Consider the following 23,918-nt stretch of genomic DNA (forward strand, 5'->3'; position numbering starts at 1 on the left):
AAAGTTTGTAATTTACCCCCGCATGATCACTCCCTTTTCAAATTTCAACGAGCGGAAGGCCCGTGTGCAGCGGTTGTATACCAACCCTGTGATGGACATGGCCCTGTGCGGCTATGAACGCCCGTCCGAAGATGAATTTTTCATGCCTCATGCCGCGCTTACCTGTGTAAGGCAGGGCCGCAAAACGGTGTACCTGGACGGGAAAAAACATGAAATGAAAGAAGGGGACATCCTGTACATTCCCAAACACGCCGTTATTTATTCAGACATCCGGGTGAAGGACCAGCCTTTCCTCAGCCTCAACACCGTGATCCGCGACGAAGCGCTGCCCGGCAATGATCCCGCTGCGATCCTCGGCGCCATTGCCGCTACGCTAAACCATCCGCAGCCGCTGGCCCTGCTGGCGCGGCTGCATCATATGAGCCTGAGCACCCTCAAACGCTGGGCGCTGCGCAATACCGGCGGCAGCCTGCACCAATGGATCATCCAGCGGAGGCTCGAAAGGGCGTATTACCTGCTGGAGCATAAACGGTTGCCCGTGTCGCAGGCCTGCCATGAGAGCGGGTTCCAGGATGTTTCTTATTTTATCCGGCAGTTCAGGGAGCGCTTCGGCGTTACCCCGGGCAGCTTCAGGAATTGAGCTTTTTGTCATACTCCCGCCGCCGTGCCGCGCCTATCTTTGCAGGAAAAGAAAAATATGATCACAAGAGAACAGGCGCTTGAATTTGCCCATGCCTGGGTGAACGCATGGAACAGCCACAACCTGGAAGAGGTGCTTTCGCACTATACAGACGATTTTGAAATGAGCAGCCCTTTCATCAAACAGATGGGCATAGCGGCTTCCGGCACGCTCAAAGGGAAGGATGCCGTGGCGGATTACTGGAGCAGGGCCATGGTCAAATACCCCGATCTTCATTTTGAGCTGAAGGAAGTATTGTCCTGCATCCATACCATTATCATTTATTACAACAGCATCGCCGGGAAAAAGGCGGCCGAGTTTTTTGAGCTGAATGAGGAGGGAAAAGTGTTCCGGGCGATGGGGCATTACGATTAGGAACAACCGTAACAACATTAACTGGCACAGCATTTGGGCGAAACAGGATAATTCAGCAATAGACCATTTCTCGCCCATGGGAACTAACATGAACAGCCAATACACAGATCAACCGTTTTCGGAAAATTCAGCATACGGAGAAATTATCCAGAAATTATATGCAGCCGTCTATTCCACGGATGCCAACGGACTGATCACCTACTACAACAAGGCGGCAGCGGAGCTTTGGGGGCGCGAGCCCGAGATCGGGAAAGATCTCTGGTGCGGTTCCTGGAAAATATTCGATACCAGAGGGGAGGTGTTGCCGCTGGACAGTTGCCCTATGGCCATCGCGCTCCGGGAAGGACGTGAGGTGAAGGGTGTGGAGATCATTGTGGAACGCCCCGACGGCAGCCGCCGGAATGTGGCACCTTTTCCACGCCCCGTTTTTGACGAAACTGGAATTTTGACCGGCGCTGTAAATATGCTGGTGGATATAACGGACCTCCGTGAAGCCGAGGCAGAGCTGCGGAAAAAGGAAGAAAACTCCCGCCTGCTCGTGGCCTCGCTGGAGAAAAACGCTGAGCAGCAGGCCGAAGAGCTGCTCCGCAGGAACATCGAATTGAAAAAAAGCGAAGAACGCTATCATAAGATGATCGAGGAAGTGGAGGATTACGCCATCCTGCTGATGAGCAGGGAAGGGTTTGTCCAGAACTGGAACAAAGGCGCGGAAAAGATCAAGGGTTACCGCGAAGACGAGATCATCGGCAAGCACTTCAGTATATTTTATCTTCCCGAAGACCGAGAGCAGCGGCTGCCATGGAAGCTGCTGGCCGCCGCGGAAAACTATGGCAAGGCCATGCAGGAAGGCTGGCGCGTGAGGAAAAACGGCACCCGCTTCTGGGGCAGCATCGTGATCACCGCCCTGCATAACGATGCCGGGGACGTTATCGGTTTTTCGAAAGTAACGCGCGACCTGACAGAGAAAAAAGCGGCAGAGGACAAGATCAGGAAATACGCCGCGGAGCTGGAGTTCCAGAACAGGGAGCTGGAGCAGTTCGCTTACGCAGCCGCCCACGATATGAAGGAGCCGCTGCGGAAGATCCAGTTCTATAACAATTATATCACCGAAAACACAGCACAGCTGCCTGAAAAGATGCGGGACTTCCTGTATCGCTCCACCACCGCCGCCGCCCGCATGCAGCGGCTGATAGACGACCTGCTTACCTATTCAAAGGCATCCTCTTTCTCCCAGGACCTGACGCTGGTGAACCTGAACGATATCGTAAGCACCGTGCTGCTGACGCATCACGATTCCATTGAAAGAACCGGCGCCGTGATCGAATGCGGGCAGCTGCCCGTGATCAAGGCCATGCCATACCAGTTCAACCAGCTGTTCGAAAACCTGATCAGCAATTCGCTCAAATACCAGCACCCGGACCGTGAGCCGCGTATCAGGATCGCCGCCAGCCTTGTGCCTGGCTCGGAATTAAAGGAGATCAAGGAAGTGGATGGAACCTATCATAAGATCACGGTAACAGACAACGGGATCGGGTTCGATACTTCGTATTCGGGAAAGATATTCGACCTGTTCCAGCGCCTGCACGACGATCCGAATTATTCGGGAACGGGCATCGGGCTGGCTATTTGTAAAAAGATCGTACAGAACCACCAGGGATTTATCAGGGCCAGCAGCCTGCCTCACCAGGGCGCGGAGTTTGCGGTGTACATTCCCGGCGCGGGTTACTGACGCCGCTTTTCGAGCGTCTTTTCACAGAGATCGAGCATACGGTCTACAATGCTTTTCAGCTCGCCGATCTGCGAGGGTTTCACAAAATATTCCAGGGCGCCTTTCTGAAGGCATTGTTTCACATGCTCCGGCTGGTTGGATGTGCTCCACACTACTTTAGGGATAACGACCAGTCTCGGCTGAACGCATATGCGTTCCAGGACTTCCACTGCATTGAACACCGGCATCTTGTAATCAAGAATGATAAAACAGGGCAATTCGCTGTCAGTACAGCTTTGCAGGTACTCCAAAGCCTGTTGCCCGTTTCTTGCCATGTGCAGTTTTATCGAAGGATCAGCGTCCAATATCGCCTCTTCCAGCATTTCCTGGTCCTCCGGATCGTCGTCTGCCAACAAAAAATTCTTTGGGTTGATCATCATTCTCAATACGGGCGTTTTCAAATGCTAAAGTAACGCAAATCAAGCCACTTTCAAAGACCGGCCCCGCCTGAATAGTAATAATTTTCGCGTTTATCCGCTCCGCGAATCATGCATTAGAAACCATGAACGGAACAACAGTAATCCCCGCTGATGTCCGTAACTTACAGTACACTGAATCTTCAGCCCCGGCCCTGATCCCCTAACCGGCTTTATTTGCTATAAATCACTGAAAATCAGACTATGGAAACAAACAATAACAAAACGATCCTGTTCGTGACAGGCGCTTTCGTGACCCATCATTGCTGGGACGAATGGAAGGTCTATTTTGAAAACCTCGGTTACAAAACCGTAGCCCCCGCCTGGCCGTTTAAAGACGGTAATGCGGCGGAACTGCGCGCCCGCCAGCCCCACGATATCGATCTGGCAACGCTTACGCTTACAGAAGTGATAGACCATTACGCGAAGATCGCGGCCAGTTTTCCTGAAAAGCCTTACATCATCGGGCATTCGCTGGGCGGGATGATGACGCAGGTGCTCACCAACCGGGGGCTGGCAAGGGCGGCTGTGGCTATCCACTCCGTGCCCACGCTGGGCGTGTTCCCCTACGAGTTCTCTTTCCTGAAAGCAGGCTGGAAAAGCCTGGGGCTGTTCACCTCGCTGAAAAAGACCTACCTCATGTCTTTCAAAGACTGGCAGTATGCTTTTGTAAACGGCATGCCGCTGGACCAGCAGCAGAAAGCCTGGGAACAGTTCACCATCCCCGAATCCAAAACCGTTGCCCGCGGCGGCCTCACCAGCGCGGCCAAAGTGGATTACGATAAACCGCATCCCCCGCTGCTGCTCACCGCTGGCAGCGAAGACACTATTATTCCTGCGCACCTCAACCGGCGGAACTTCAAGCGGTACAAGCAGAACGGCTCAGTGCTGGAATACAAAGAATTCCCCGGCCGCAATCACTTCGTGCTCGGCCAGCCCGGCTGGGAAGGCGATGCGAAGTATGTGGCGGACTGGATCGCGAAACATTAATACTGCTTATGAAAATAAACAAGGTCCTTACCGCTCACGGGCGGTAGGGATTTTTTGTTGCCGTAAAATGATCAGGATTGTTTTTCCGGAATACCGATGATGAAGGTAGTGCCATGGTCTACCTCGCTGGTGGCGGTGATGGTGCCGTTGTGATGTTCCATGATCTTTTTGCAGATGGAAAGCCCTATGCCCGTTCCTTCAATTTCATGGTAGCTGTGCAGCCGCTTGAACACCGCGAAAATATCTTCCAGGTAACGGTTGTCTATCCCGATGCCGTTGTCCGCCACGAATATCTGGTAGAAAGGCGTGGGGTTCAGTTCCGGCGCTTTGCGCGCATAGATGTGCACCACCGGCATCACGTTCTTTTTCCTGAACTTGATGGCGTTGCTGATGAGGTTGTTGAATACCTGGCGGATCATGGTGGGGATAACGGGGATGCAGGGCAGCGGGTCCACCTGGATGCTGGCCTGGTTGCTTTGTATGGCGATCTCCAGTTCCGATACGGCTTCTTTTACGATCTCGTTCAGGTCCGCCGTTACGTAGTCGCGGCCCTGGGCGGAGTGGCGGGAGAAGCGCAGCAGGTCGTCTACCAGCTGCTGCATGCGTGCGGCGGCATCGCCTATTTTGGAGATGTAGCGGTCCACATCCTGCGCGCTGTCTTTTTTCGTGCTGATGAGGTCTGTGAACACCCTGATCTTCCGCAGCGGCTCCTGCAGGTCGTGCGAAGCCACGTAGGCAAAGCGGTCCAGCTCCTCGTTCACTTTTTTAAGGTGGATATTGCTGCGGTGCAGCTGGCGGTTCAGTTCCAGCACTTTCATTTCGGAGGCTTCCCTTTCCTGTATTTCCTTTTGCAGCAGTGCGTTGGCCTGCAGCAGGCTTTTTTCCTGTTCCTGCAGGGAATGCGTTTTCTGGTACAGTTCTACGAACAATCCCACTTTGATGCGCAGCAGCTGCGGATTCAGGGGTTTATGGATGAAGTCCACCGCGCCAACGTTGTAGCCCTTGTAAATGGCTTCTTCTTCATGGCTGTGCGCGGTAATGAAAATGATGGGAATATTCTTGAGCCTTTCGCGCTGGTAAATCAGCGAAGCGGTCTCAAAACCGTTCATGTCCGGCATCTGCACGTCCATGAGGATGAGCGAGAAATCGGTATCCTGCAGCAGCGCCTTCAGCGCGGCCCTGCCGGAGGACGCTTTTACGATGGAATAGTTCTCCTTTTCGAGGATGGTCTCGATAGACAGGAGGTTGTCCTGCCGGTCGTCTACGATCAATATTTTAACAGCTTTGTTCATGACCGGGCTAAATTTTTTTTTATCTGTAAAGCCAAACCCGCATGAGCGATAACAACTGGTCTATTTTCAGCGGCTTCGTAATATAATCAGAAGCGCCCGCTTCCAGGCATTTTTCCCTGTCTCCCTTCATGGCCTTCGCCGTAACGGCTATGATGGGCAATGCGTTGTTCTTATGTTCCCGCCTGATCTTCTGCATGGTTTCGTAGCCGTCCATTTCCGGCATCATGATATCCATCAGCACAATGTCTATATGATCTTTTTCACCGAGTATGTTCATGGCTTCCTGGCCGCTTTCAGCCGTGATGGTATTGATGTGGTACTTCTCGAATGCCGTGGTGAGGGCAAAGAGGTTGCGCACATCATCGTCTACCACCAGCACATTCTTACTGCTTAGCACATCTTTCTGCGAGCGGAGGTCTTCTATCAGCTTCCGCTTTTCTTCCGGCAGCGTATGGTGGTTGATGTGCAGCTGCAGGATAGTTTCTTCCAGCAGCAGGTCCAGCGAGTTCACGTCTTTCAGCAGGATCTTGTTGGCATATTGTTTCAGCTTCGATTTTTCCGCGGAGGTGAAATCTTTGGCTGAATACACGATAAGCGGCGTGGTATTTTGCCGGTTGGAGGCCTGTATATTGGCAAATAGATCGGAACCTTCCACATCGGGCAGCATGTAATCGGCAATGATGCAGTCGTAGGTGTTGGTGCTCAGCCTTTCCAGGGCGCGCTGGCCGTCTTCCACGAAATCGAGGTATATCAGTTCGCCGTTTTCCAGTATCCTGGCGATCTGCGAAGCATCCGGCTGGTTGTCTTCCACTACCAGCACACGTTTCTTTTTCTGCTCATGCTGCTCCAGCACTTTCTGGAAGAGCACGGTGAGCGCTTCGGCTTTGAGCGGTTTGAGGTTGAAGCTGCGCGCGCCCCGCTGCATGGCCAGCAGGCGGTTCTCTTCGCCGGAAATGAGGTGGATGGGGATGTGCCGCAGGTTCAAATCGTTCTTGAAGAGGTCCAGGATGCGCCAGCCGCTGGCGTCGGGCAGCTTCACGTCCAGGGTTACGGCAATGGGGTTGTATTTGTTGGTGAGATCGAACACTTCGCCGAAGCTGACCGCCACTACTGCTTTGAGGCCCATTTCATGCGCTTTTTCCTGCATGATCTTCGCGAAGCGCACATCATCTTCGATGATCAGCACCACTTTATCTCCGTCGGCAATGTTGTTGCGGTCGTCGCCTATTTCGTTAATGATCTCGTTGAGGCCTTCCAGGTCTATGGTCTCGGTGGGTTTCACGCTCGCCTCGAAGGTATGGAAGGCCGGGTTGCGCGGCTTTTCCCTGCGCACGATGGTCTGGCTGTTGAGCAATGGCAGGAAGAGCGTGAAAGTGCTGCCCATGCCGGTTTCGCTGACCAGTTCGATGGAACCTCCCAGGAGGTCCGCCAGCCCGCGGCTGATGGAAAGGCCGAGGCCGGTGCCGCCGTATTTGCGGCTGGTGGAGCCTTCCGCCTGCTGGAAGGCTTCGAAGATGATGTTCTGTTTATCTTTCGAAATACCGATGCCGGTATCGCGTATCTCGAAGGCCACCACCTGCCCCGCGGTTTCGAGGCTGTCGTTGGGGATCTTCCAGTTGTGGTCCGCCATGTACACCCGCAGCTTTACTTCGCCTTTTTCGGTGAATTTGAAAGCGTTGGACAAGAGGTTCTTCAATATCTGGTTCAGGCGCTGCACGTCGGTTTCCAGCATCTGCGGCAGCCTCTCGTCCAGCTCGATGCTGAAGCGCAGGTTCTTGCTTTCGGAAATATGTTTGAAGGTGGTTTCCACAAAAGTGATCACTTCCTGGAAACGCACTTTGATGAAGTCGGTGGAAATGTAGCCGGACTCGATCTTTGAAAGGTCCAGGATGTCGTTGATCAGCTGGATGAGGTCGTCGCCGCAGCTGTGGATGGTTTTGGCGTAACGCACCTGCTTGTCGTTCAGGTTGCCGTCGCTGTTTTCGTAGAGCTGCTGCGCGAGTATCAGCAGGGAGTTGAGCGGGGTGCGCAGCTCGTGGCTCATGTTGGCGAGGAACTCGGATTTGTATTTGGAGGTGAGCTGCAGCTGCGCGGCTTTTTCTTCGAGCGATTTGCGGGCTTCTTCCACTTCCTTGTTCTTCTCTTCCACTTCGTTCTTCTGTTTCACGAGCAGGTGCGCTTTGTCCTGCAGTTCTTCGTTCGCTTTACGCAGCTCGTCTGCCAGCGACTGCGACTGTGCCAGCAGGCCTTCCGTGCGGGAGCTGGCCTCGATCGTGTTCAGTACGATGCCGATGGATTCGGTGAGCTGGCTCAGGAAGTCCAGGTGGGTTTCGCTGAAGGTATCGAATGAAGCAAGCTCTATCACGGCTTTGGTCTGCGATTCGAAGAGCACGGGCAGCACGATCAGGTTCAGCGGCGGCGCGGCGCCGAGGCCGGAGCTTATTTTGATGTAGTCTCCCGGCACATTGGTGAGCAGGATGCGCTCTTTGTCCAGCGCACATTGGCCTACCAGGCCCTGGCCCAGCGCGAATTCGCGCGTGGTGTGCGATTCTTCGCCGCAGGCATAGGAGGCATGCAGCTTGAGCGTGGGCAGCGCCGCGTTTTCGTCCTGCTTCAGTACGTAGAACATGCCTTTCTGCACATTCACCACGCGGGCCAGCTCCGTCAGGATGCGGTTGGTTACGGTATGCAGATCCTTCTGGCCCTGCAGCATCTGCGTGAAGGTAGCGAGGTTGGATTTGAGCCAGTCCTGTTCCTGGTTTAGCTGCGTGGTTTCTTTCAGGTTGGCGATCATCTGGTTGATGGTGTCTTTCAGCTGTTCCACTTCGCCTTTCGCTTCCACGCGGATCATCTGTGTGAGGTCGCCCTTGGTTACGGCGGAGGCCACCGCGGAAATGGCGCGCACCTGCGTGGTGAGGTTCTCGGCCAGCTGGTTCACGTTTTCCGTGAGGTTCTTCCATATGCCGGATGCGCCCGGTACGCTGGATTGCCCGCCCAGCCTGCCTTCTACGCCCACTTCGCGGGCCACGGTAGTCACCTGGTCCGCAAACACGGCCAGGGTATCGATCATTTCGTTGATGGTTTCCGTAAGCTGCGCCACCTCGCCGCGGGAAACGATGGAAAGTTTCTGTTTGAGGTTGCCGGTTGCCACGGCGGTTACCACTTTGGCGATGCCGCGCACCTGGTTGGTGAGGTTGGAGGCCATCATGTTCACGGAGTCGGTAAGGTCTTTCCAGGTGCCGGCCACGCCCTGCACTTCCGCCTGGCCGCCCAGCTTACCTTCCGTGCCCACTTCACGCGCCACGCGCGTTACTTCGTAAGCAAAGGAGTTGAGCTGGTCCACCATGGTGTTGATGGTATTTTTGAGGTCGAAGATCTCGCCCTTTACGTCGATGGTCACTTTTTTGGAAAGGTCGCCGGAGGCCACGGCCTTGGTTACTTCAGCGATGTTGCGCACCTGGGAGGTGAGGTTGCCGGTCATGTTGTTCACGGAATCGGTCAGGTCTTTCCAGGTACCGGCTACGCCCGGCACAAAGGCCTGGCCGCCGAGCTTGCCGTCTGTACCTACTTCACGCGCCACGCGGGTCACTTCGGAGGCGAATGCGCGCAGCTGGTCCACCATGGTGTTGAGCGTCTCTTTCAGCTGGAGGATCTCGCCGCGCACGTCCACGGTGATCTTCCGGCTCATATCCCCGTTGGCCACGGCAATGGCTACGTCCGCAATGTTACGCACCTGCGCGGTGAGGTTGCCGGCCATCATGTTCACGGAATCGGTAAGGTCTTTCCAGGTGCCGCCTACGCCGGGCACGTTCGCCTGGCCGCCGAGCTTCCCTTCGGTACCTACTTCGCGCGCCACACGGGTCACTTCAGAAGCGAATGCGCGCAGCTGCTCCACCATGGTGTTGATGGTATTCTTCAATTCAAGTATCTCCCCGGCCACGTCCACTTCAATTTTCCTGGACAGGTCGCCGTTGGCCACAGCGGTGGTCACCTCGGCGATGTTGCGCACCTGCGAGGTAAGGTTGGAGGCCATGATGTTTACGGAATCGGTAAGGTCTTTCCAGAGGCCTTCCACGCCGGGCACGCTGGCCTGGCCGCCGAGCTTTCCTTCTGAGCCCACTTCCCGCGCCACCCTGAACACTTCGGAGCCGAAGGAGTTGAGCTGGTCCACCATGGTGTTGATGGTATTTTTCAGTTCGAGGATCTCTCCTTTTACGTCCACCGTAATCTTGCGCGACAGGTCGCCTTTGGCCACGGCGGTGGTCACTTCGGCGATGTTGCGCACCTGCGCGGTAAGATTGGATCCCATCTGGTTCACGGAATCGGTAAGGTCTTTCCAGGTGCCGCCCACGCCCTGCACTTTGGCCTGGCCGCCGAGCTTTCCTTCTGTACCCACTTCCAGCGCCACGCGGGTTACTTCGGAGGCGAAGGAGTTGAGCTGGTCCACCATGGTGTTGATGGTCTTTTTCAGCTCGGCGATCTCGCCCGCCACGTCCACGGTGATCTTTTTGGACAGGTCGCCGTTAGCCACGGCGGTGGTCACTTCGGCGATGTTGCGCACCTGCGCGGTAAGGTTGGATCCCATCTGGTTCACGGAATCGGTAAGGTCTTTCCAGGTGCCGCCCACGCCCTGCACTTTAGCCTGGCCGCCGAGCTTTCCTTCTGTACCCACTTCCAGCGCCACGCGGGTTACTTCGGAGGCGAAGGAGTTGAGCTGGTCCACCATGGTATTGATAGTCTTTTTCAGCTCGGCGATCTCGCCTGCCACATCTACGGTGATCTTTTTGGAAAGGTCGCCATTAGCCACGGCGGTGGTCACTTCGGCGATGTTGCGCACCTGTGCGGTGAGGTTGCCCGCCATCTGGTTCACGGATTCGGTCAGGTCTTTCCACACGCCGCCCACGCCTTTTACGGTAGCCTGGCCGCCGAGCTTTCCTTCTGAACCTACTTCACGCGCCACGCGCGTTACTTCGGAGGAGAAGGAATTGAGCTGGTCCACCATGGTATTGATGGTATTTTTCAGTTCGAGGATCTCTCCTTTTACGTCTACGGTGATTTTACGGGAGAGGTCGCCACGCGCCACAGCGGTGGTCACTTCGGCGATGTTGCGCACCTGGCCGGTAAGGTTGGAGGCCATCTGGTTCACGGAATCGGTAAGGTCTTTCCAGGTGCCGGCCACGCCTTTTACTTCGGCCTGGCCGCCGAGCTTTCCGTCTGTACCCACTTCACGTGCCACGCGCGTTACTTCGGAAGAGAAGGAGTTGAGCTGGTCCACCATGGTGTTGATGGTGTCTTTCAGTTCGAGGATCTCCCCCTGCACGTCCACGGTGATCTTTTTGGACAGGTCGCCTTTGGCCACGGCGGTGGTCACATCCGCGATGTTGCGCACCTGTGCGGTGAGGTTACCGGCCATGAGGTTCACGGAATCGGTGAGGTCTTTCCAAACGCCGGCCACATCTTTTACTTTGGCCTGGCCGCCGAGCTTTCCTTCTGAGCCCACTTCGCGCGCCACGCGGGTTACTTCCATGGAAAAGGCGTTGAGCTGCTTCACCATGCCGTTCACTTCGGTGGCAATGCGGGCGAACTCGCCCTGGAGAAGACTGCCTTCTATCTGCAGGGCCATCTCCCTGGAAAGGTCGCCTTTGGCCACGGAGCTGATCACATGCGCTATTTCGATGGTGGGGTGCACCAGGTCGGAGATAAGGGTATTGATGGAGCCCACGGCGTTATGCCAGGAGCCCCTGGCGGTGCGGGGCATCATCACCCGGTGGTTCAGCTTGCCCTGCTTGCCGATAGTGTTGCGCGCCACGTGCAGCTCATCTACCAAGGTTTCGTTCAGGAAGATGATCTCGTTCATCAGGTCGCAGATCTTGCCGTTGAGCCCGGTTTTATCCGCCGGCATGCGGACCGCGAAATTCCCATTCCTGACCTCTGTTAAGACCTGGAGAAGCTGGCTTGGATCTAATGTTTCGTGACCGTTTGCAGAAGTAGGTTGAGGAATTTTCTCCACACTTCGGGTTTTGGGCGCGGCGGGCTCCCCGGTTTTTTTCCGTGTGTTCATTGTAAAGGAATTAGCGCGTATAGGTCGATATTATTTTATTAGCAATGCATATACGGGTTTCGCAATGTCGAAACAAGTGTTAAATTTGTGCGTCAACCATATTCAACATTTGCATATATGCAATTTCCAGGCCACGCAACTAAATTCATCGTTCTTGCCGAAGACGACCAGGACGATCAGGAGATGTTGCAATTTGCCTTCCGGGAGGTAGCCCCGCACATGCAACTTGTTTGCATGCCTAATGGCAGAACATTTATGACCTGGCTGGAAAAGCAGCCGGATGAAGGTTTGCCGTCGCTGATCGTATTGGATTACAATCTTCCCGAACTGAACGGTGCGGAGATCATGCAGCTGCTGGAGCCGGACGAACGGCTCAAAAATATTCCCAAGATCATCTGGAGCACCTCCAATTCTCCCGTTTTCCGTTCTATCTGCCTGGAACTGGGCGCAAAGGATTATATCGCCAAACCCAGCGACCTGGCCTCGTACCTCGCCATTGCCCGCCATATCCTGTCTTTTCTCTGAATCTTTTTCTATTTTGAGGGTATGTACAAATCCCTGCTCATGAAGAAGATCATCAGCCTGTTATTTATTTTAATACTCCCGTGCGCGTTATATTCCCAGGAGCGCAGGCCCGACCGCAAGCTGGAGGAAGCGCTCGCCGCCATGGTGGGCGAATTCAAAGGTACTGCCGGCGTGTATGTGCTGCATGTGCCCAGCGGGCGTTATGCCGCTGTGAACGCGGACACTATTTTCCCTACCGCCAGCATCGTGAAAGTGCCGTTACTGGTGGGTCTGTTCAGCAAGATCGATAAAGGGGAACTGAAATGGAACCAGCCGCTGGTGTACCGCGATTCCGCGAAGTACGGCGGATCGGGGCTGATGCAGTTCTTCAAAGACAGCTCCGAAACCGAGGTGAGCGTGCTGGCCGCGCTCATGATGGCGTACAGCGACAATACCACTTCGCTCTGGAACCAGTCGCTGGCCGGCGGCGGCGCGGCGGTGAATGCATTGCTGGAACAATATGGATTAAAAGATACGCGGGTGAATTCCCGCACGCCGGGACGCGAGGAGAACCGGAAAGTGTTCGGCTGGGGGCAGACCACCCCGCGCGAAATGAGCCTGCTGCTGCTGAAGATCCGGAAGGGAGAAGTAATCAGCAAAAGCGCCAGCGAAAAGATGTACCGGCTGATGACGAAAGGATATTACGACAACCAGGCCATTTCGGAAGTACCGCCGTATGTACAGGTAGCGGCCAAAACGGGCTCGGTGAACGAATCGCGCTCTGAGCTGGCGCTGGTGAACGCGCCGCATGGTGATTATGTTTTTTACGTGGGTACAAAAGGGATCAAGGACCAGCGCTGGGAAGAAGACAACGAAGCCGTTCAGCTGATCCGCAAAGTGAGCGCCTATCTTTGGGCATATTATGAACCCAGGAGCGATTGGAAACCGTCGTGGGATGTTTTAAAAAAATGACCGGAATGCCTGAGATCATTACGCTGCATAATGTACAGAAAAGTTACCAGGACTTCCCGGTACTGGATATCCCGCGGCTGGAGCTGCCGCCCGGCATTTACTGGATGCAGGGGGAGAACGGCGCGGGTAAAACCACCTGCATGAAAGTAATGGCCGGGCTCATACCTTTCAAAGGAGAGATCACCCTGCGGGGGAATGTGAGCAGCCGCAGCCAGCCCGTGCAGTTCCGGCGGATGATCAATTATGCCGAAGCAGAGCCTTTGTATCCTTCCTTCCTCACAGGCCGCGACCTGCTGGAGCTGTACCTTGGCACGAAAGGCGGCGGCCGGGAGTATATCCGGCAGCTGGGTGAGCGTTTAGGTGTGAACGTTTACATGCATAACGCGGTAAGTACCTACTCCAGCGGGATGCTGAAGAAATTATCGCTGCTGCTGGCCTTTACCGGCGATCCGGCACTGGTATTGCTCGATGAACCGCTGATCACGATCGATGCGCAGGCGCTGGCCGTGCTGTATGACCTGGTAAGGATATACCACGCGAAAGGCGTCACCTTCTGCATCACTTCCCACCAGCCGCTGGACCAGGCGGAGCTGCCGGTGAGCGGCACTTTGCGGGTGGCGGATAAAACCATAAAACTGTTATGAGAGCGGTAGCGGGGATATTGCAGAAGATCTTCGTGCAGCGGTTCTACATCCAGAACACGCTTTTTTTCCTCGTGCTTTTTTATCTCCTGTTCGGCGTGGTGGATGGCGGCAGCCTTGTGAGCTATCACCGTTCGCTGATGCTCGGTTTCCTGGGCGGCGCGCGCTTCCTGGCGGTAGTGCTGGTGTTGTGGGCATTGTACGCGTTGAAATGCGCGGGTTTTGTGCTGAAAATATTGCAGACGCAGGGATTCGAATTCCTTTATCCAACCTTGGGGAGCCTGGAAAAACCGGCGCGCCTGCGCCTGTGGCTGCTGATCCATGCAGGCATTTACCTGCCGGTGCTGGTATATTCCGGCGTTGCGGTAGTGCTGGGCATCCTGCACCAGTTCTTCCTTTCATCGCTGCTGATCGTTGTGTTTAATCTCCTGATGCTGGCCTGGCCGCTGCTGGTGTACGAGCGCAAGCTCCTCCGGCCGGACGTCACTTTTTTCACCGGGCATTTGCAGCGCTGGCTGAACCGGCGTTTCACCAAACCGCCGGTGCTTTATTTTATCTACGAGCTGCTCACCAATTACCCGCGCCGCATCCTGGGCGTAAAGCTGGCCTGCGCGGGGCTTTTATGGCTTACGTTCTACCTGCTGCAACAAACCGGCGGATTCGACATCAGGGGAGTGCTGCTGGGCGTTATGCTCTGCGTGATCACGCATGGGCAGCTGATGATGCAGCACCGCAGCTTCGACGATACTTATCTCGCCTTCCTGCGCCAGCTGCCGCAGCCGCTGGGGCGGCATTACCTGCGCCTGGCGGGCATTTACATCATCCTCTTCCTCCCCGAAATGGTGATCATGGCGGCGAACAAAACCCCGTATCCCGCGCTGCTCACCTGTTTTGCGCTGGCGGTTTCCATGCTGCTGCTTTTCCGCTGCCTGCTTTTTTTCCCGAAGATGAACGCGGAAATACATATGCGGTATGTGCTGCTGACCTGTTTCGTGGTGCTGTTCATGATGCTGGGAGGTTATGCCTGGCTGGCGGTGGCAGCTATGCTGCCGGTTTCTGCGGGCCTGTTCTTCTACCTTTTTCGCCGGTATGAAACATATGTAGAACCAGGATCATAGCATCATCGGTTTATATGTGTGTCAAAAAAAGTGGGTGTAAATGCTTTTTCTTGATAAATTTGTTGCAGACCAACAGCATTTATTCCATTGTCTACGGATATGCAATCAGAGAAGGAGTTGCTGCAGCTTGCGGCAGGTGGAAACGAATTGGCATTTACCAGGCTTTTCCACGGATATAAATATAAATTGTACGGTTTTGTTTTCAGGCTTACCGGCTCTCATGCTTCAGCGGAAGATGTGGTACAGGATATTTTTGAAAAGTTGTGGAAAGACCGGGAACTGCTTCTGCAAGTGGAACGCTTCAGCAGCTACGTGTTCCGCATGGCGCAGAACCAGGCCCTGAACGGTTTTAAACGCATGGCCCGCGAAGTGGTCATCCTCAAACAACTGGCGGAAGCCCCGGCCAATGCAACCTTCACCCCGCAGGGCCACCTGGCGCTGAAAGAAACGCAGGAACGCCTTCACAACGCCATCCAGCAATTGCCGCCCCAGCAAAAGATGGTCTTCCTGCTCAGCCGCGAAGAAGGCATCAAACACGAAGAAATTGCCAAACGGCTGCACATCACCACCGGCACGGTTAAAAACCATATGATCCAGGCGCTGCGCACCCTGCGCAAACATATGCACCAGTATCCCAACTCATTGGATACCATGTACCTGCTCCTGCTATTACCTTTTTTTAGTAACTGATAAGACAACGTTCACCGTAAGCTGGCGCAAGTCTGAGGCGCTGGCGGTTGCGCGTGAGCCGACTTGTGCCCTGATAGACACCTGACTCCATAACATACCTCTAAAACGCCTTATTCTTCACAATATTTCTGGCATTTGGCTATAATAGCCGCGTACTGCACCGGCAAAAGTCGGCCCGCGCTCAGGCTTGCGCCAGCTCCCCGGCAATGACGGAATATTTTTTTTCACCCGGACTATGCCTGTTTGTTTTCCCGGTTGTCTTATTGGATTACAGGGGCAAGCCATCCCGTTATTGAAAAAACATTCAACCATATGTCTGACGCCAGGGTCCAATATCTCGTTACGCGCTTTTTTGAAGGTTCCATTACCGTTACGGAAAAGGAAGAGCTGGCTGCATGGGTAAACCAGGCGGAAGGGGATGACGTGTTGAAGAAAGAACTGGAAGAAGCCTGGGAGCGTTACGAACCCGATGCAGCGCTGAAGGAACAGGCGGATCCTGCCCTGGACCGCATTATCGGCAACCTGTACGCCAACGCGGGGGAGGCCGCCGCCGGTAATGCCGTGCCGGCACGGTTCCGCTTCCTGAAACGTTTTGCTGCAGCGGCCGCCATCCTGCTCGTGGCCGGCGCCGGTATGTATTACTGGTACAACTCCGGCTCAAAGCAGGAAACCGTAACGGCCGCCATCACCAACGACGTGCCGCCCGGCAGTACCAAAGCCGTGCTCACCCTTTCCAACGGGCAGCAGATCGTGCTGGACAGCGCTGCGAACGGCATCCTGGCGCAACAGGGCGGCACCAGCATCAGCAAGCAGGCCGGCGGGCAGATCGTATACAATGCAAACGGCGAAACGGCAGGGGAAACGCTTTACAATACCATGAGCACGCCCAGGGGTGGAGAATACCAGCTCACCCTGCCGGATGGTACAAAAGCCTGGTTGAACGCCGCATCGTCCATCACTTATCCCACCGCTTTTACGGGCAGCGAACGGAATGTGCAGATCACAGGGGAGGTGTACCTGGAAGTAGCGAAAGACAAACGCAAATCCTTCCTGGTGCAGGTGAACGATGTGAAGCTGGAAGTGCTGGGCACACATTTCAACGTGAATGCTTACGGCGATGATAAGATAGTGCGCACCACCCTGCTGGAAGGCAGCGTAAAGGTGAACGCGGGCGGCAGCAGCCGCGTGATCAGTCCCGGCCAGCAGGCGAAAGTGGCGCGGGGCGGTACAATGACAGTAGATGCCAACGTGAATATAGCGGAAACAATGGCCTGGAAGAACGGGCGTTTCGTATTCGAAGGCGCCCCCATCGAAACGGTTATGCGCCAGCTGAGCCGCTGGTACGACGTGGAAGTGCAGGCGGTGGAAGATATCGACGACCTGTTTTTCGTGGACGTGCCGCGCAACAAAAAAATATCGGATGTGCTGAAAGCACTGGAATTGACAGGGAAGGTGAAGTTTAAGATCGAAGGAAAAAAAATAATGATACTGAAATAAAAGAAGGTCCGGTAAGATCGGAATAAAACGCGCCCTGCCTGGTCCGCAGGGCGCTGAAAACGTCCGAGCTTATCCAATTATCCCCTTATCGAAACACAGTTTTATTGGTTCACTCAAACTATGCAAATCTATGCATTTAAAGCTCCTTTGTGCCTCCCTCCCGAAGGGAATTAACAAAAAATTGCGGGTTATGAAACTCACCGCTGTACTACTCTTATCTGTTTGTATGTGCGTAAGCGCAAAAACTATCAGCCAGACTGTCACGTTATCTGAAAAGAATGCTCCGTTAGACAAAGTATTCCGCGCGATCAAAAAACAAACAGGATACACGTTCGTTTACACTGCGAAGCAGCTGGCGAAATCAACGCCGGTCACGCTTTCCGTAAAGAACACCAACATCCGCGAGGTGCTGGACATCTGCTTCCGCAACCAGCCGCTCATCTACACGCTGATGGACGACATGGTGATCGTGAAAGAAAAAGCCGTGTCCGGCGCCATTGCCATGGTCACCGAAGCCGCCGCCAAACCGCCCCTCAAGGTGAAAGGCACGGTGAAGGACATTAGCGGCGCACCCCTGATCGCTGCCACGGTGGTGATCAAGGGTACACAGAAAGGGGTGCTCACCGATGCTGACGGCGCTTTCCAGATCGAAGCGGAAAGCGGCGCCGTGCTGGTGATCTCGCTGCTCGGTTTCCAGTCCAAAGAAGTGCCGGTAACCCAGGAAGAAATTTCCGTAGTGCTCGAACCCAAACAAAGCGACCTGGAACAGGTGGTGGTAGTGGGTTACGGCGTACAGAAAAAAGTGAACCTCACCGGTTCCGTGGCTACCGTCAATTCCAAACAGCTGGAAAACAGGCCGGTGACCAGCGTGTCTAACGCCTTGCAGGGCACCATGGCCGGCGTGGCAGTGACCGCGGCCAACAGCGGCCAGCCCGGTAAAGACGCAGGCACTATCCGCGTAAGGGGCATCGGCACCCTCAACAACGCCAACGCCATGGTGATGGTAGACGGCGTAATTTCATCCATGAACAATGTGAACCCAGACGATATTGAGACCATTTCCGTACTGAAAGACGCCGCGTCAGCAGCCATTTACGGCTCACGCGCGGCCAACGGCGTGATCCTCATCACCACCAAAAAAGGAAAAAAAGGCGCCCCGCAGATCGTGTTCAACACCTATGTGGGCAAGCAGAACGCCACCGCGCTGCCCGATTTCCTTCCTTCATGGCAGGCCGCCACACTCTACAACCAGGCGCTGAAAAATGAAGGCAAGCCCGTTCGTTACACCGATGAGCAGATCAGCAAATTCCGCGACGGCTCCGATCCTTTCAACTACCCGAATACAGACTGGCTGGACATCGCCTACAAAGGCAACGGCATCCAGCAGAACTATTACCTGGGCGTAAGCGGCGGCTCCGATAAAAGCCAGTACTCTTTCTCCCTCGGTATGTACGACCAGAATGGCATCATGAAAGAAACGAACGCCAAACGTTACACGACCCGTTTCAACATCAGCCAGAACCTGACCGACCGGCTGAAAGTATTCGGCAACCTGGCTTACACTTATTCCATTACAAAAGAGCCGCAGGCCAGCTATCCCGGCGTGCCGGACTTTACGCAGATCATCCGACAGTTCAACCGCATTTCGCCCATTGTTCCTTATAAATACGCCAACGGGCACTACGGCAGCATCGGCGACGGCAACCCCGCAGCATGGCTCGAATCGCCCAGCTACGGCCATGAGAATTATGCGGACCTGCTGGGTAATGTAGGCGCAGACTGGGAGATACTGAAAGGGCTGCACTTCAAACCCTCCATGGCTTACGTGATGCGTACGGGCACTACCAAGTCGTTTGTTGCAGACATCCAGTATTACAACGCCGCAGGTGAAAAGACCTTTTACCAGGGCCCCAATTCCGTTACCGACGGCAATACCACCAACAACGTCGTTACTTTCCAGCACCTGCTGGACTACAGCCATTCCTTCGGCAAACATAACCTGAAGGCCATGGCCGGTTATTTCCAGGAATACACGAAATATACCTTCAACGAAGGTTTCCGTAAAAGCCTGCTGAATAACCAGCTGGGTCAGATCAATCTTGGTTCCGCGGACGGTCAGCGCGCAGAAGGTTATGCCTACGAATCGGCGCTGCGTTCCTTCTTCGGCCGCATCAACTACGACTTCGACGGGAAATATCTTTTTGAAGCGAACATCCGCCGCGACGGTTCTTCCAGGTTTGCACCGGATAACCGCTGGAGCAATTTCCCGTCTTTCTCCGCAGGCTGGAACATAGACCGGGAGAACTTCTTCACGCCCGTTAAAGACGTAGTGTCCGCCCTGAAGCTCAGGGCTTCCTGGGGCGAGCTGGGCAACCAGATACTCTCCGACAATGCAGATTACCCGACCTATCCGTATTACCCGTACCTGCCGACCTTTAACGCAGGGCAGAACTATGTGTTCGGCGGATCGAACGCGATCATCGGCAACGGCATTGCGCCTGTGAACGGGGCGAACCCCCTGGTGATGTGGGAAACCACGGCTGAGACCAATGTGGGTATCGACGCATCTTTCCTCGGCGGGAAGTTTACGCTCACGGCGGACTGGTTCAAAAAGAACACCCGCGGCATCCTGATAGAACTGCCCATCGGCGCGGCTTACGGCCTCAATGCGCCTACGCAGAACGCGGGTAAAGTGGAGAACAAAGGATGGGAATTTACCGCAGGCTACACTGACAGCAAAGGCGATTTCTCCTGGAACGCCACCGCCAATGCCTCCTTCATCAACAACGAGATCACGGAATACGTATCAGGCGGCCCTTCAGGCTACACGATCAAACAAGAGGGCCTGCCCATCAATGCGCTGTGGGGATATGTGGCTGAAGGCATCTTCCAGTCCAAAGAAGAAATTGCCGCCCACGCCAAACAATCCGCCAACACACAGCCCGGCGACCTGAAGTATAAAGACCTGAACGGGGATAAAGTGATCGATACCAAAGACAAACAGTATCTCGGCAATTATTACCCGAAAGTGACTTACGGCCTGAACCTCGGCGGTTCATGGAAAAGCATAGACGTGATGGTGTTCTTCCAGGGCGCGTCCGGCGTGAAGACTTACATCGACGCCGGCAAGATAGGACAGATCAGCGCAAGCTCCGGCAAGCCTACTTCCGCCATGCTGAACACCTGGAGCGAAAGCAACACTTCAGCGCCGTTGCCCAGGGTACTGTCTACCCAGCAGCAGAACGACCCGTCCAGCATGCCTTCTTCCTTCTGGGTAAAAGACGCATCGTACCTCCGCCTGAAAAATCTCCAGGTAGGTTACACCATACCGCAAAGCCTGCTGGACAGGATCGGGATCAAAAAGGCCCGCGTATTCTACAGCGGCCAGAACATCCTCACCTTCAGCGGCCTGTACGACTGGATAGACCCGGAAGCGCCTTCCACCAGCAGCATCTATTATTACCCGCAGGTGAAAGTGAACACCGTTGGCTTAAACGTAACTTTTTAAGGCTGCATGCAGCAAAGAGAAACTTTAACGGATGAAACCGGGCATGCTAATGCGAGGTTCCACCCGGCAATTAAAAAGATAAACTTTAACGGATGAAAAGGAAATTATTATATCTCATAGCCATATCAGGCACGCTACTCACCGCATGTAACAAAGACTTCCTGGACCGCATCCCGGAAGACGCTTACAGCAACGAATCCCTCTGGACCTCCGAAGCAGACGCCCGCGCCGCTCTCAACGGGTGTTACCGCGACTGGGAAGACAGCTACAACGTCCTCTACATGGATTGCGCGTCAGACAATGCTTACAGCCAGTTCCTCTGGGAAGGGTATATGAACATCGGCAACGGTTCGCTCACTCCGTCAGACGGGAATGTGACCAACCGCTGGAACTTCAAGACCATCCAGAAATGCAACTGGTTCCTGGAGAACGTGGACAAAACGCCGATGGACGAAGCGCTTAAAACCCGCTTCAAGGCTGAGGCCCGCTTCCTGAGAGCGTACCAGTACTACACGCTCACGCAGCTGTACGGAGACGTTCCGCTGGTGCTCAAAACCCTCACCACTGCCGAGGCCAACGCCGTTACCCGTACGCCCGTCGCAGAAGTACAGAAATACATCCTCGACGAGCTGGCCACCATTGCGCCGCAGCTGGAGCCGTCCTATTCCGGTTCCGACATCGGCCGCATCACGCGCGGCGCCGCTTATGCCCTGCGTGCAAGGCTGCAGCTGTACATGGGCAACTACGCCGGCTGTATTGCGGACTGCGAGAAAGTGATGGGCCTGGGCTATAGCCTGTTCCCCGGCTACCAGGACCTGTTCCGCATCCAGAACGAAAATAACGTGGAAGTGATCCTGGACATGCAGTACAAAGAGAACGACTATGCCAACGGCAACATCGGCATCATGCCTACCTCTTCTTCAGGCGGCTGGAGCTCCATTGATCCTACCCAGGCTTTGGTGGACGCCTATGAAATGAAGAACGGCAAGCTCATCACCGATCCTGCATCAGGCTATAACGCGAACGACCCGTATACCAACCGCGACCCGCGCCTTTCAGCCAGTATCATTTACCCCGGCATGCTGTACGACGGTAAATATTATAACCCGATCGATCCGGCTTCCAGCGACTTTATGCTGGGAGACAACAATTCCAAGACCGGCTACCTGCCGAAAAAATTCATTGCTAACCTCTCCGACTATACGGACATGTGGAACACCGGCCTGAACATGATCCTGATCCGTTATGCGGACGTGCTGCTGATGTACGCCGAAGCGAAGATCGAGAGCGGGGTGATAGACAACAGCGTGTACGAGGCCATCGATAAAGTGAGGTTACGCGCCGGTATGCCTGCAACGGACCGCCTGGCATACAATACACAGGCTTCCATGAGAACGCTGGTGCGCAGGGAGAGAAGGGTGGAACTGGCGCTGGAAGGCCTGCGCTGGTACGACATCAAACGCTGGAAGACCGGCGACCAGGTGCGCAAAGGAGCCGTGTACGGCGCGAGGCAGGGCAAAGTGGACGCCACGAACGGTAAGGTGACCTTCACCGCGGGCCACCAGCTGGTGGAAAACCGCCTCTTTGACGCGAGCATTCACTACGTTTGGCCTGTTCCCCAGAAGGAAATAGACATCAACAGGAAATTGGTGCAGAACCCGAATTACTAAGCACACGTTCTACAGGATCATATTGGGCTGGCCGTAAAAAGGCCAGCCTTTTTTTGTTTGAAGCATAGTAATTTAACATAGCATGACTTTATTTTCACCCGGATAAAATGCGCTGCGGCCGATTTGGGAAAATGATTATATTTCGAAGCTTTAAAGCAGGCATTATCACTTCCTGCGGACGATGCAGCAATAACCAGAAGCAATCCATGTTATGAAAAAAATAGCCAGAAATGCCATTGTGCCGGTGATGATGATCGGCGCGGCAGCCTTTACCTTTTTTGCGCCCCGTGCGAAAGACTGGGAAAGCAAATTCATTAAAGTAAAAGGAGGAGTGTTGCAATACATCCCCGATGAAAAAGGAGATATCATCCCCGACTTCAGCAGGGTAGGGTACCATTACGGCAATAAGCCGTTGCCGGTGTTGCCGGTCGTGAAAGAAGTATCGCCTTCCGGTACAGACAACGACCAGGACCTGATCCAGGCGGCCATAGACGAAGTGGCGCAGAGAACGCCCGACCGCAACGGGTTCCGTGGCGCGGTGCTGCTCAAAAAAGGCACATACAAGATCCCGGACAACCTCCGCATCAACACCGGCGGCATCGTGCTGCGCGGCGAAGAGGGCGCGAAATTGATAGCGACCGCCAGCAGGAAAATTTCACTGATCAGGATCGCCGGTAAAGGAGAGATTTCCGAAGTGCCTGGCACGCGCACTGCCATTACTGATGCGTATGTGCCGGTAGGCGCGTTTGGCGTTGAAGTGGCGGATGCGGGGAAGTTCAAAGCGGGAGACAAAGTGATTCTCTTCAGGCCCGGCACCGCCCAATGGATCACAGACATCAAAATGGACCAGATAGAGGCCCGCAACGGCACCAAACAATGGGAGCCTGCTTCGTATGATCTGCGTTACGAAAGAACGGTTACCAGGGTGGAAGGCAAAAAAGTATTCCTGGACAACCCTGTTGTGATGGCGATGGAAGCGAAGTATGGAGGCGGGGCTTTGTACAAATACACGTTCGAAGGCCGCATTGCGGAATGCGGCGTTGAAAACCTTACCTGCGAATCCGTGTTTGCATCCGATACCGCGGAGAACCATGGCTGGGATGCCATTGCCATAGAGCGGGCAGAGCATTGCTGGGTGAAAGGTGTTACGGCCCGTTACTTCGGCTACAGCTGCGTGAACCTGAACCGCAGCGCGAAAAATATCACTGTTGTGAACAGCAACTGTTTCGAACATAAATCCGTCATCACCGGCAGCCGCCGTTATTCTTTCAACAACGACGGCCAGCTGAACCTGTTCATGGACTGCCATGCCACAGACGGCCGCCACGACTATGTTACAGGCGCCCTTACCTGTGGCCCGAACGTGTTCGTGAACTGCACCGCCAAACGCACGCACGCGGATATAGGCCCGCATCACCGCTGGGCCAGCGGCACTTTGTACGACAACATCGTGACGGATGGCGAGATCAATGTACAGGACCGCGGCAACTGGGGTAGCGGCCATGGCTGGGCGGGCGTTACGCAGGTGGTTTGGAACTGCACGGTAAAAAGCGCTGCTATCCAGAACCCATGGGCGTCCGGGAAAAATTATAGCATCGGCTTGAAAGGCAATAAAGTGGAAGGCCGTCTGAAAGGCCGTCCGGATGGTATTTGGGAAGAGCAGAATGAGGAAGGGCTGCAGCCGGGGTCGCTTTATTTCGCGCAGCTGAAGCAGCGGGGGAAGAAATAAATTCGTCG

The 23,918-nt window shown here is 54.7% G+C and carries 16 protein-coding genes; 13 read left to right on the plus strand and 3 right to left on the minus strand.

The window, feature by feature from the left end; genetic code table 11:
• The first annotated feature begins 22 nt into the window (after positions 1-22).
• The 3 genes from ACTJIK_RS23135 (at position 23) to ACTJIK_RS23145 (ending at position 2,783) form a co-directional block, all read left to right on the plus strand.
• Positions 23-640, plus strand: coding sequence for a helix-turn-helix domain-containing protein (locus tag ACTJIK_RS23135; protein WP_440649915.1), 618 nt, complete (start codon positions 23-25; stop codon positions 638-640).
• A gap of 57 nt (positions 641-697) precedes the next feature.
• Positions 698-1,054: a nuclear transport factor 2 family protein gene (locus tag ACTJIK_RS23140; protein ID WP_440649916.1), complete on the plus strand. Its 357-nt coding sequence runs from the start codon at positions 698-700 to the stop codon at positions 1,052-1,054.
• A 76-nt stretch (positions 1,055-1,130) separates the two neighbouring features.
• Positions 1,131-2,783, plus strand: coding sequence for a PAS domain S-box protein (locus ACTJIK_RS23145; protein ID WP_440649917.1), 1,653 nt, complete (start codon positions 1,131-1,133; stop codon positions 2,781-2,783).
• On the opposite strand, the gene ACTJIK_RS23150 is transcribed toward ACTJIK_RS23145, so the two are convergent.
• A complete protein-coding gene (locus ACTJIK_RS23150; RefSeq protein ID WP_440649918.1) occupies positions 2,777-3,202 on the minus strand; it encodes a response regulator in 426 nt (141 codons plus the stop codon). The two genes, ACTJIK_RS23145 and ACTJIK_RS23150, sit on opposite strands and share 7 nt — an antisense overlap.
• 240 nt (positions 3,203-3,442) lie before the next feature.
• On the opposite strand from ACTJIK_RS23150, the gene ACTJIK_RS23155 reads away from it, so the two are divergent.
• The gene (locus ACTJIK_RS23155; RefSeq protein WP_440649919.1) at positions 3,443-4,228 is read left to right on the plus strand and encodes an alpha/beta hydrolase; all 786 of its coding nucleotides are present in this window, start codon (positions 3,443-3,445) and stop codon (positions 4,226-4,228) included.
• A gap of 71 nt (positions 4,229-4,299) precedes the next feature.
• Here the strand turns inward: ACTJIK_RS23155 and ACTJIK_RS23160 are convergent, their stop codons facing one another.
• Both ACTJIK_RS23160 and ACTJIK_RS23165 read right to left on the minus strand, forming a co-directional pair.
• A complete protein-coding gene (locus ACTJIK_RS23160; protein ID WP_440649920.1) occupies positions 4,300-5,520 on the minus strand; it encodes a sensor histidine kinase in 1,221 nt (406 codons plus the stop codon).
• 19 nt (positions 5,521-5,539) lie between these two features.
• The gene (locus ACTJIK_RS23165) at positions 5,540-11,581 is read right to left on the minus strand and encodes a HAMP domain-containing protein (protein ID WP_440649921.1); all 6,042 of its coding nucleotides are present in this window, start codon (positions 11,579-11,581) and stop codon (positions 5,540-5,542) included.
• 117 nt (positions 11,582-11,698) lie between these two features.
• Here ACTJIK_RS23165 and ACTJIK_RS23170 point away from each other — a divergent pair, with 117 nt between their 5' ends.
• From ACTJIK_RS23170 to ACTJIK_RS23210, 9 genes are all read left to right on the plus strand, one after another.
• Positions 11,699-12,106 carry a response regulator gene (locus ACTJIK_RS23170; protein WP_440649922.1) on the plus strand — a complete coding sequence of 136 codons (408 nt, stop codon included), beginning with the start codon at positions 11,699-11,701 and terminating at the stop codon, positions 12,104-12,106.
• Between the two features lie 39 nt (positions 12,107-12,145).
• Positions 12,146-13,057, plus strand: a complete 912-nt coding sequence (locus ACTJIK_RS23175) for a serine hydrolase (RefSeq protein WP_440649923.1) — start codon at positions 12,146-12,148, stop codon at positions 13,055-13,057.
• 5 nt (positions 13,058-13,062) lie between these two features.
• Positions 13,063-13,701: an ABC transporter ATP-binding protein gene (locus ACTJIK_RS23180; protein WP_440649924.1), complete on the plus strand. Its 639-nt coding sequence runs from the start codon at positions 13,063-13,065 to the stop codon at positions 13,699-13,701.
• Positions 13,698-14,816, plus strand: a complete 1,119-nt coding sequence (locus ACTJIK_RS23185) for a hypothetical protein (protein ID WP_440649925.1) — start codon at positions 13,698-13,700, stop codon at positions 14,814-14,816. Before ACTJIK_RS23180 ends, ACTJIK_RS23185 begins: the two co-directional genes overlap by 4 nt.
• A gap of 99 nt (positions 14,817-14,915) precedes the next feature.
• Complete coding sequence (locus tag ACTJIK_RS23190; RefSeq protein ID WP_440649926.1) at positions 14,916-15,506, plus strand: RNA polymerase sigma factor; 591 nt, start codon at positions 14,916-14,918, stop codon at positions 15,504-15,506.
• Positions 15,507-15,818: 312 nt separating this feature from the next.
• The gene (locus tag ACTJIK_RS23195; RefSeq protein ID WP_440649927.1) at positions 15,819-17,003 is read left to right on the plus strand and encodes a FecR family protein; all 1,185 of its coding nucleotides are present in this window, start codon (positions 15,819-15,821) and stop codon (positions 17,001-17,003) included.
• A gap of 190 nt (positions 17,004-17,193) precedes the next feature.
• Positions 17,194-20,511 carry a TonB-dependent receptor gene (locus ACTJIK_RS23200; RefSeq protein WP_440649928.1) on the plus strand — a complete coding sequence of 1,106 codons (3,318 nt, stop codon included), beginning with the start codon at positions 17,194-17,196 and terminating at the stop codon, positions 20,509-20,511.
• Positions 20,512-20,603: 92 nt separating this feature from the next.
• On the plus strand, positions 20,604-22,181 hold the full coding sequence (locus tag ACTJIK_RS23205; RefSeq protein WP_440649929.1) for a RagB/SusD family nutrient uptake outer membrane protein: 1,578 nt from the start codon (positions 20,604-20,606) through the stop codon (positions 22,179-22,181).
• A gap of 211 nt (positions 22,182-22,392) precedes the next feature.
• Entirely contained in the window at positions 22,393-23,910 is a 1,518-nt protein-coding gene (locus ACTJIK_RS23210; RefSeq protein ID WP_440649930.1) for a hypothetical protein, read from the plus strand.
• The last annotated feature ends 8 nt before the right edge of the window (positions 23,911-23,918 follow it).

The organism is Chitinophaga sp. 22620 (genome assembly GCF_052044405.1).
Classification (GTDB): domain Bacteria; phylum Bacteroidota; class Bacteroidia; order Chitinophagales; family Chitinophagaceae; genus Chitinophaga.

Coding starts and splice junctions, on each gene's coding strand:
- ACTJIK_RS23170 (WP_440649922.1), top strand. CDS start 11,699: ATGCAATTTCCAGGCCACGCAACTAAATTCATCGTTCTTGCCGAAGAC.
- ACTJIK_RS23155 (WP_440649919.1), top strand. CDS start 3,443: ATGGAAACAAACAATAACAAAACGATCCTGTTCGTGACAGGCGCTTTC.
- ACTJIK_RS23200 (WP_440649928.1), top strand. CDS start 17,194: ATGAAACTCACCGCTGTACTACTCTTATCTGTTTGTATGTGCGTAAGC.
- ACTJIK_RS23175 (WP_440649923.1), top strand. CDS start 12,146: ATGAAGAAGATCATCAGCCTGTTATTTATTTTAATACTCCCGTGCGCG.
- ACTJIK_RS23145 (WP_440649917.1), top strand. CDS start 1,131: ATGGGAACTAACATGAACAGCCAATACACAGATCAACCGTTTTCGGAA.
- ACTJIK_RS23195 (WP_440649927.1), top strand. CDS start 15,819: ATGTCTGACGCCAGGGTCCAATATCTCGTTACGCGCTTTTTTGAAGGT.
- ACTJIK_RS23210 (WP_440649930.1), top strand. CDS start 22,393: ATGAAAAAAATAGCCAGAAATGCCATTGTGCCGGTGATGATGATCGGC.
- ACTJIK_RS23205 (WP_440649929.1), top strand. CDS start 20,604: ATGAAAAGGAAATTATTATATCTCATAGCCATATCAGGCACGCTACTC.
- ACTJIK_RS23180 (WP_440649924.1), top strand. CDS start 13,063: ATGCCTGAGATCATTACGCTGCATAATGTACAGAAAAGTTACCAGGAC.
- ACTJIK_RS23160 (WP_440649920.1), bottom strand. CDS start 5,520: ATGAACAAAGCTGTTAAAATATTGATCGTAGACGACCGGCAGGACAAC.
- ACTJIK_RS23150 (WP_440649918.1), bottom strand. CDS start 3,202: ATGATGATCAACCCAAAGAATTTTTTGTTGGCAGACGACGATCCGGAG.
- ACTJIK_RS23185 (WP_440649925.1), top strand. CDS start 13,698: ATGAGAGCGGTAGCGGGGATATTGCAGAAGATCTTCGTGCAGCGGTTC.
- ACTJIK_RS23135 (WP_440649915.1), top strand. CDS start 23: ATGATCACTCCCTTTTCAAATTTCAACGAGCGGAAGGCCCGTGTGCAG.
- ACTJIK_RS23165 (WP_440649921.1), bottom strand. CDS start 11,581: ATGAACACACGGAAAAAAACCGGGGAGCCCGCCGCGCCCAAAACCCGA.
- ACTJIK_RS23190 (WP_440649926.1), top strand. CDS start 14,916: ATGCAATCAGAGAAGGAGTTGCTGCAGCTTGCGGCAGGTGGAAACGAA.
- ACTJIK_RS23140 (WP_440649916.1), top strand. CDS start 698: ATGATCACAAGAGAACAGGCGCTTGAATTTGCCCATGCCTGGGTGAAC.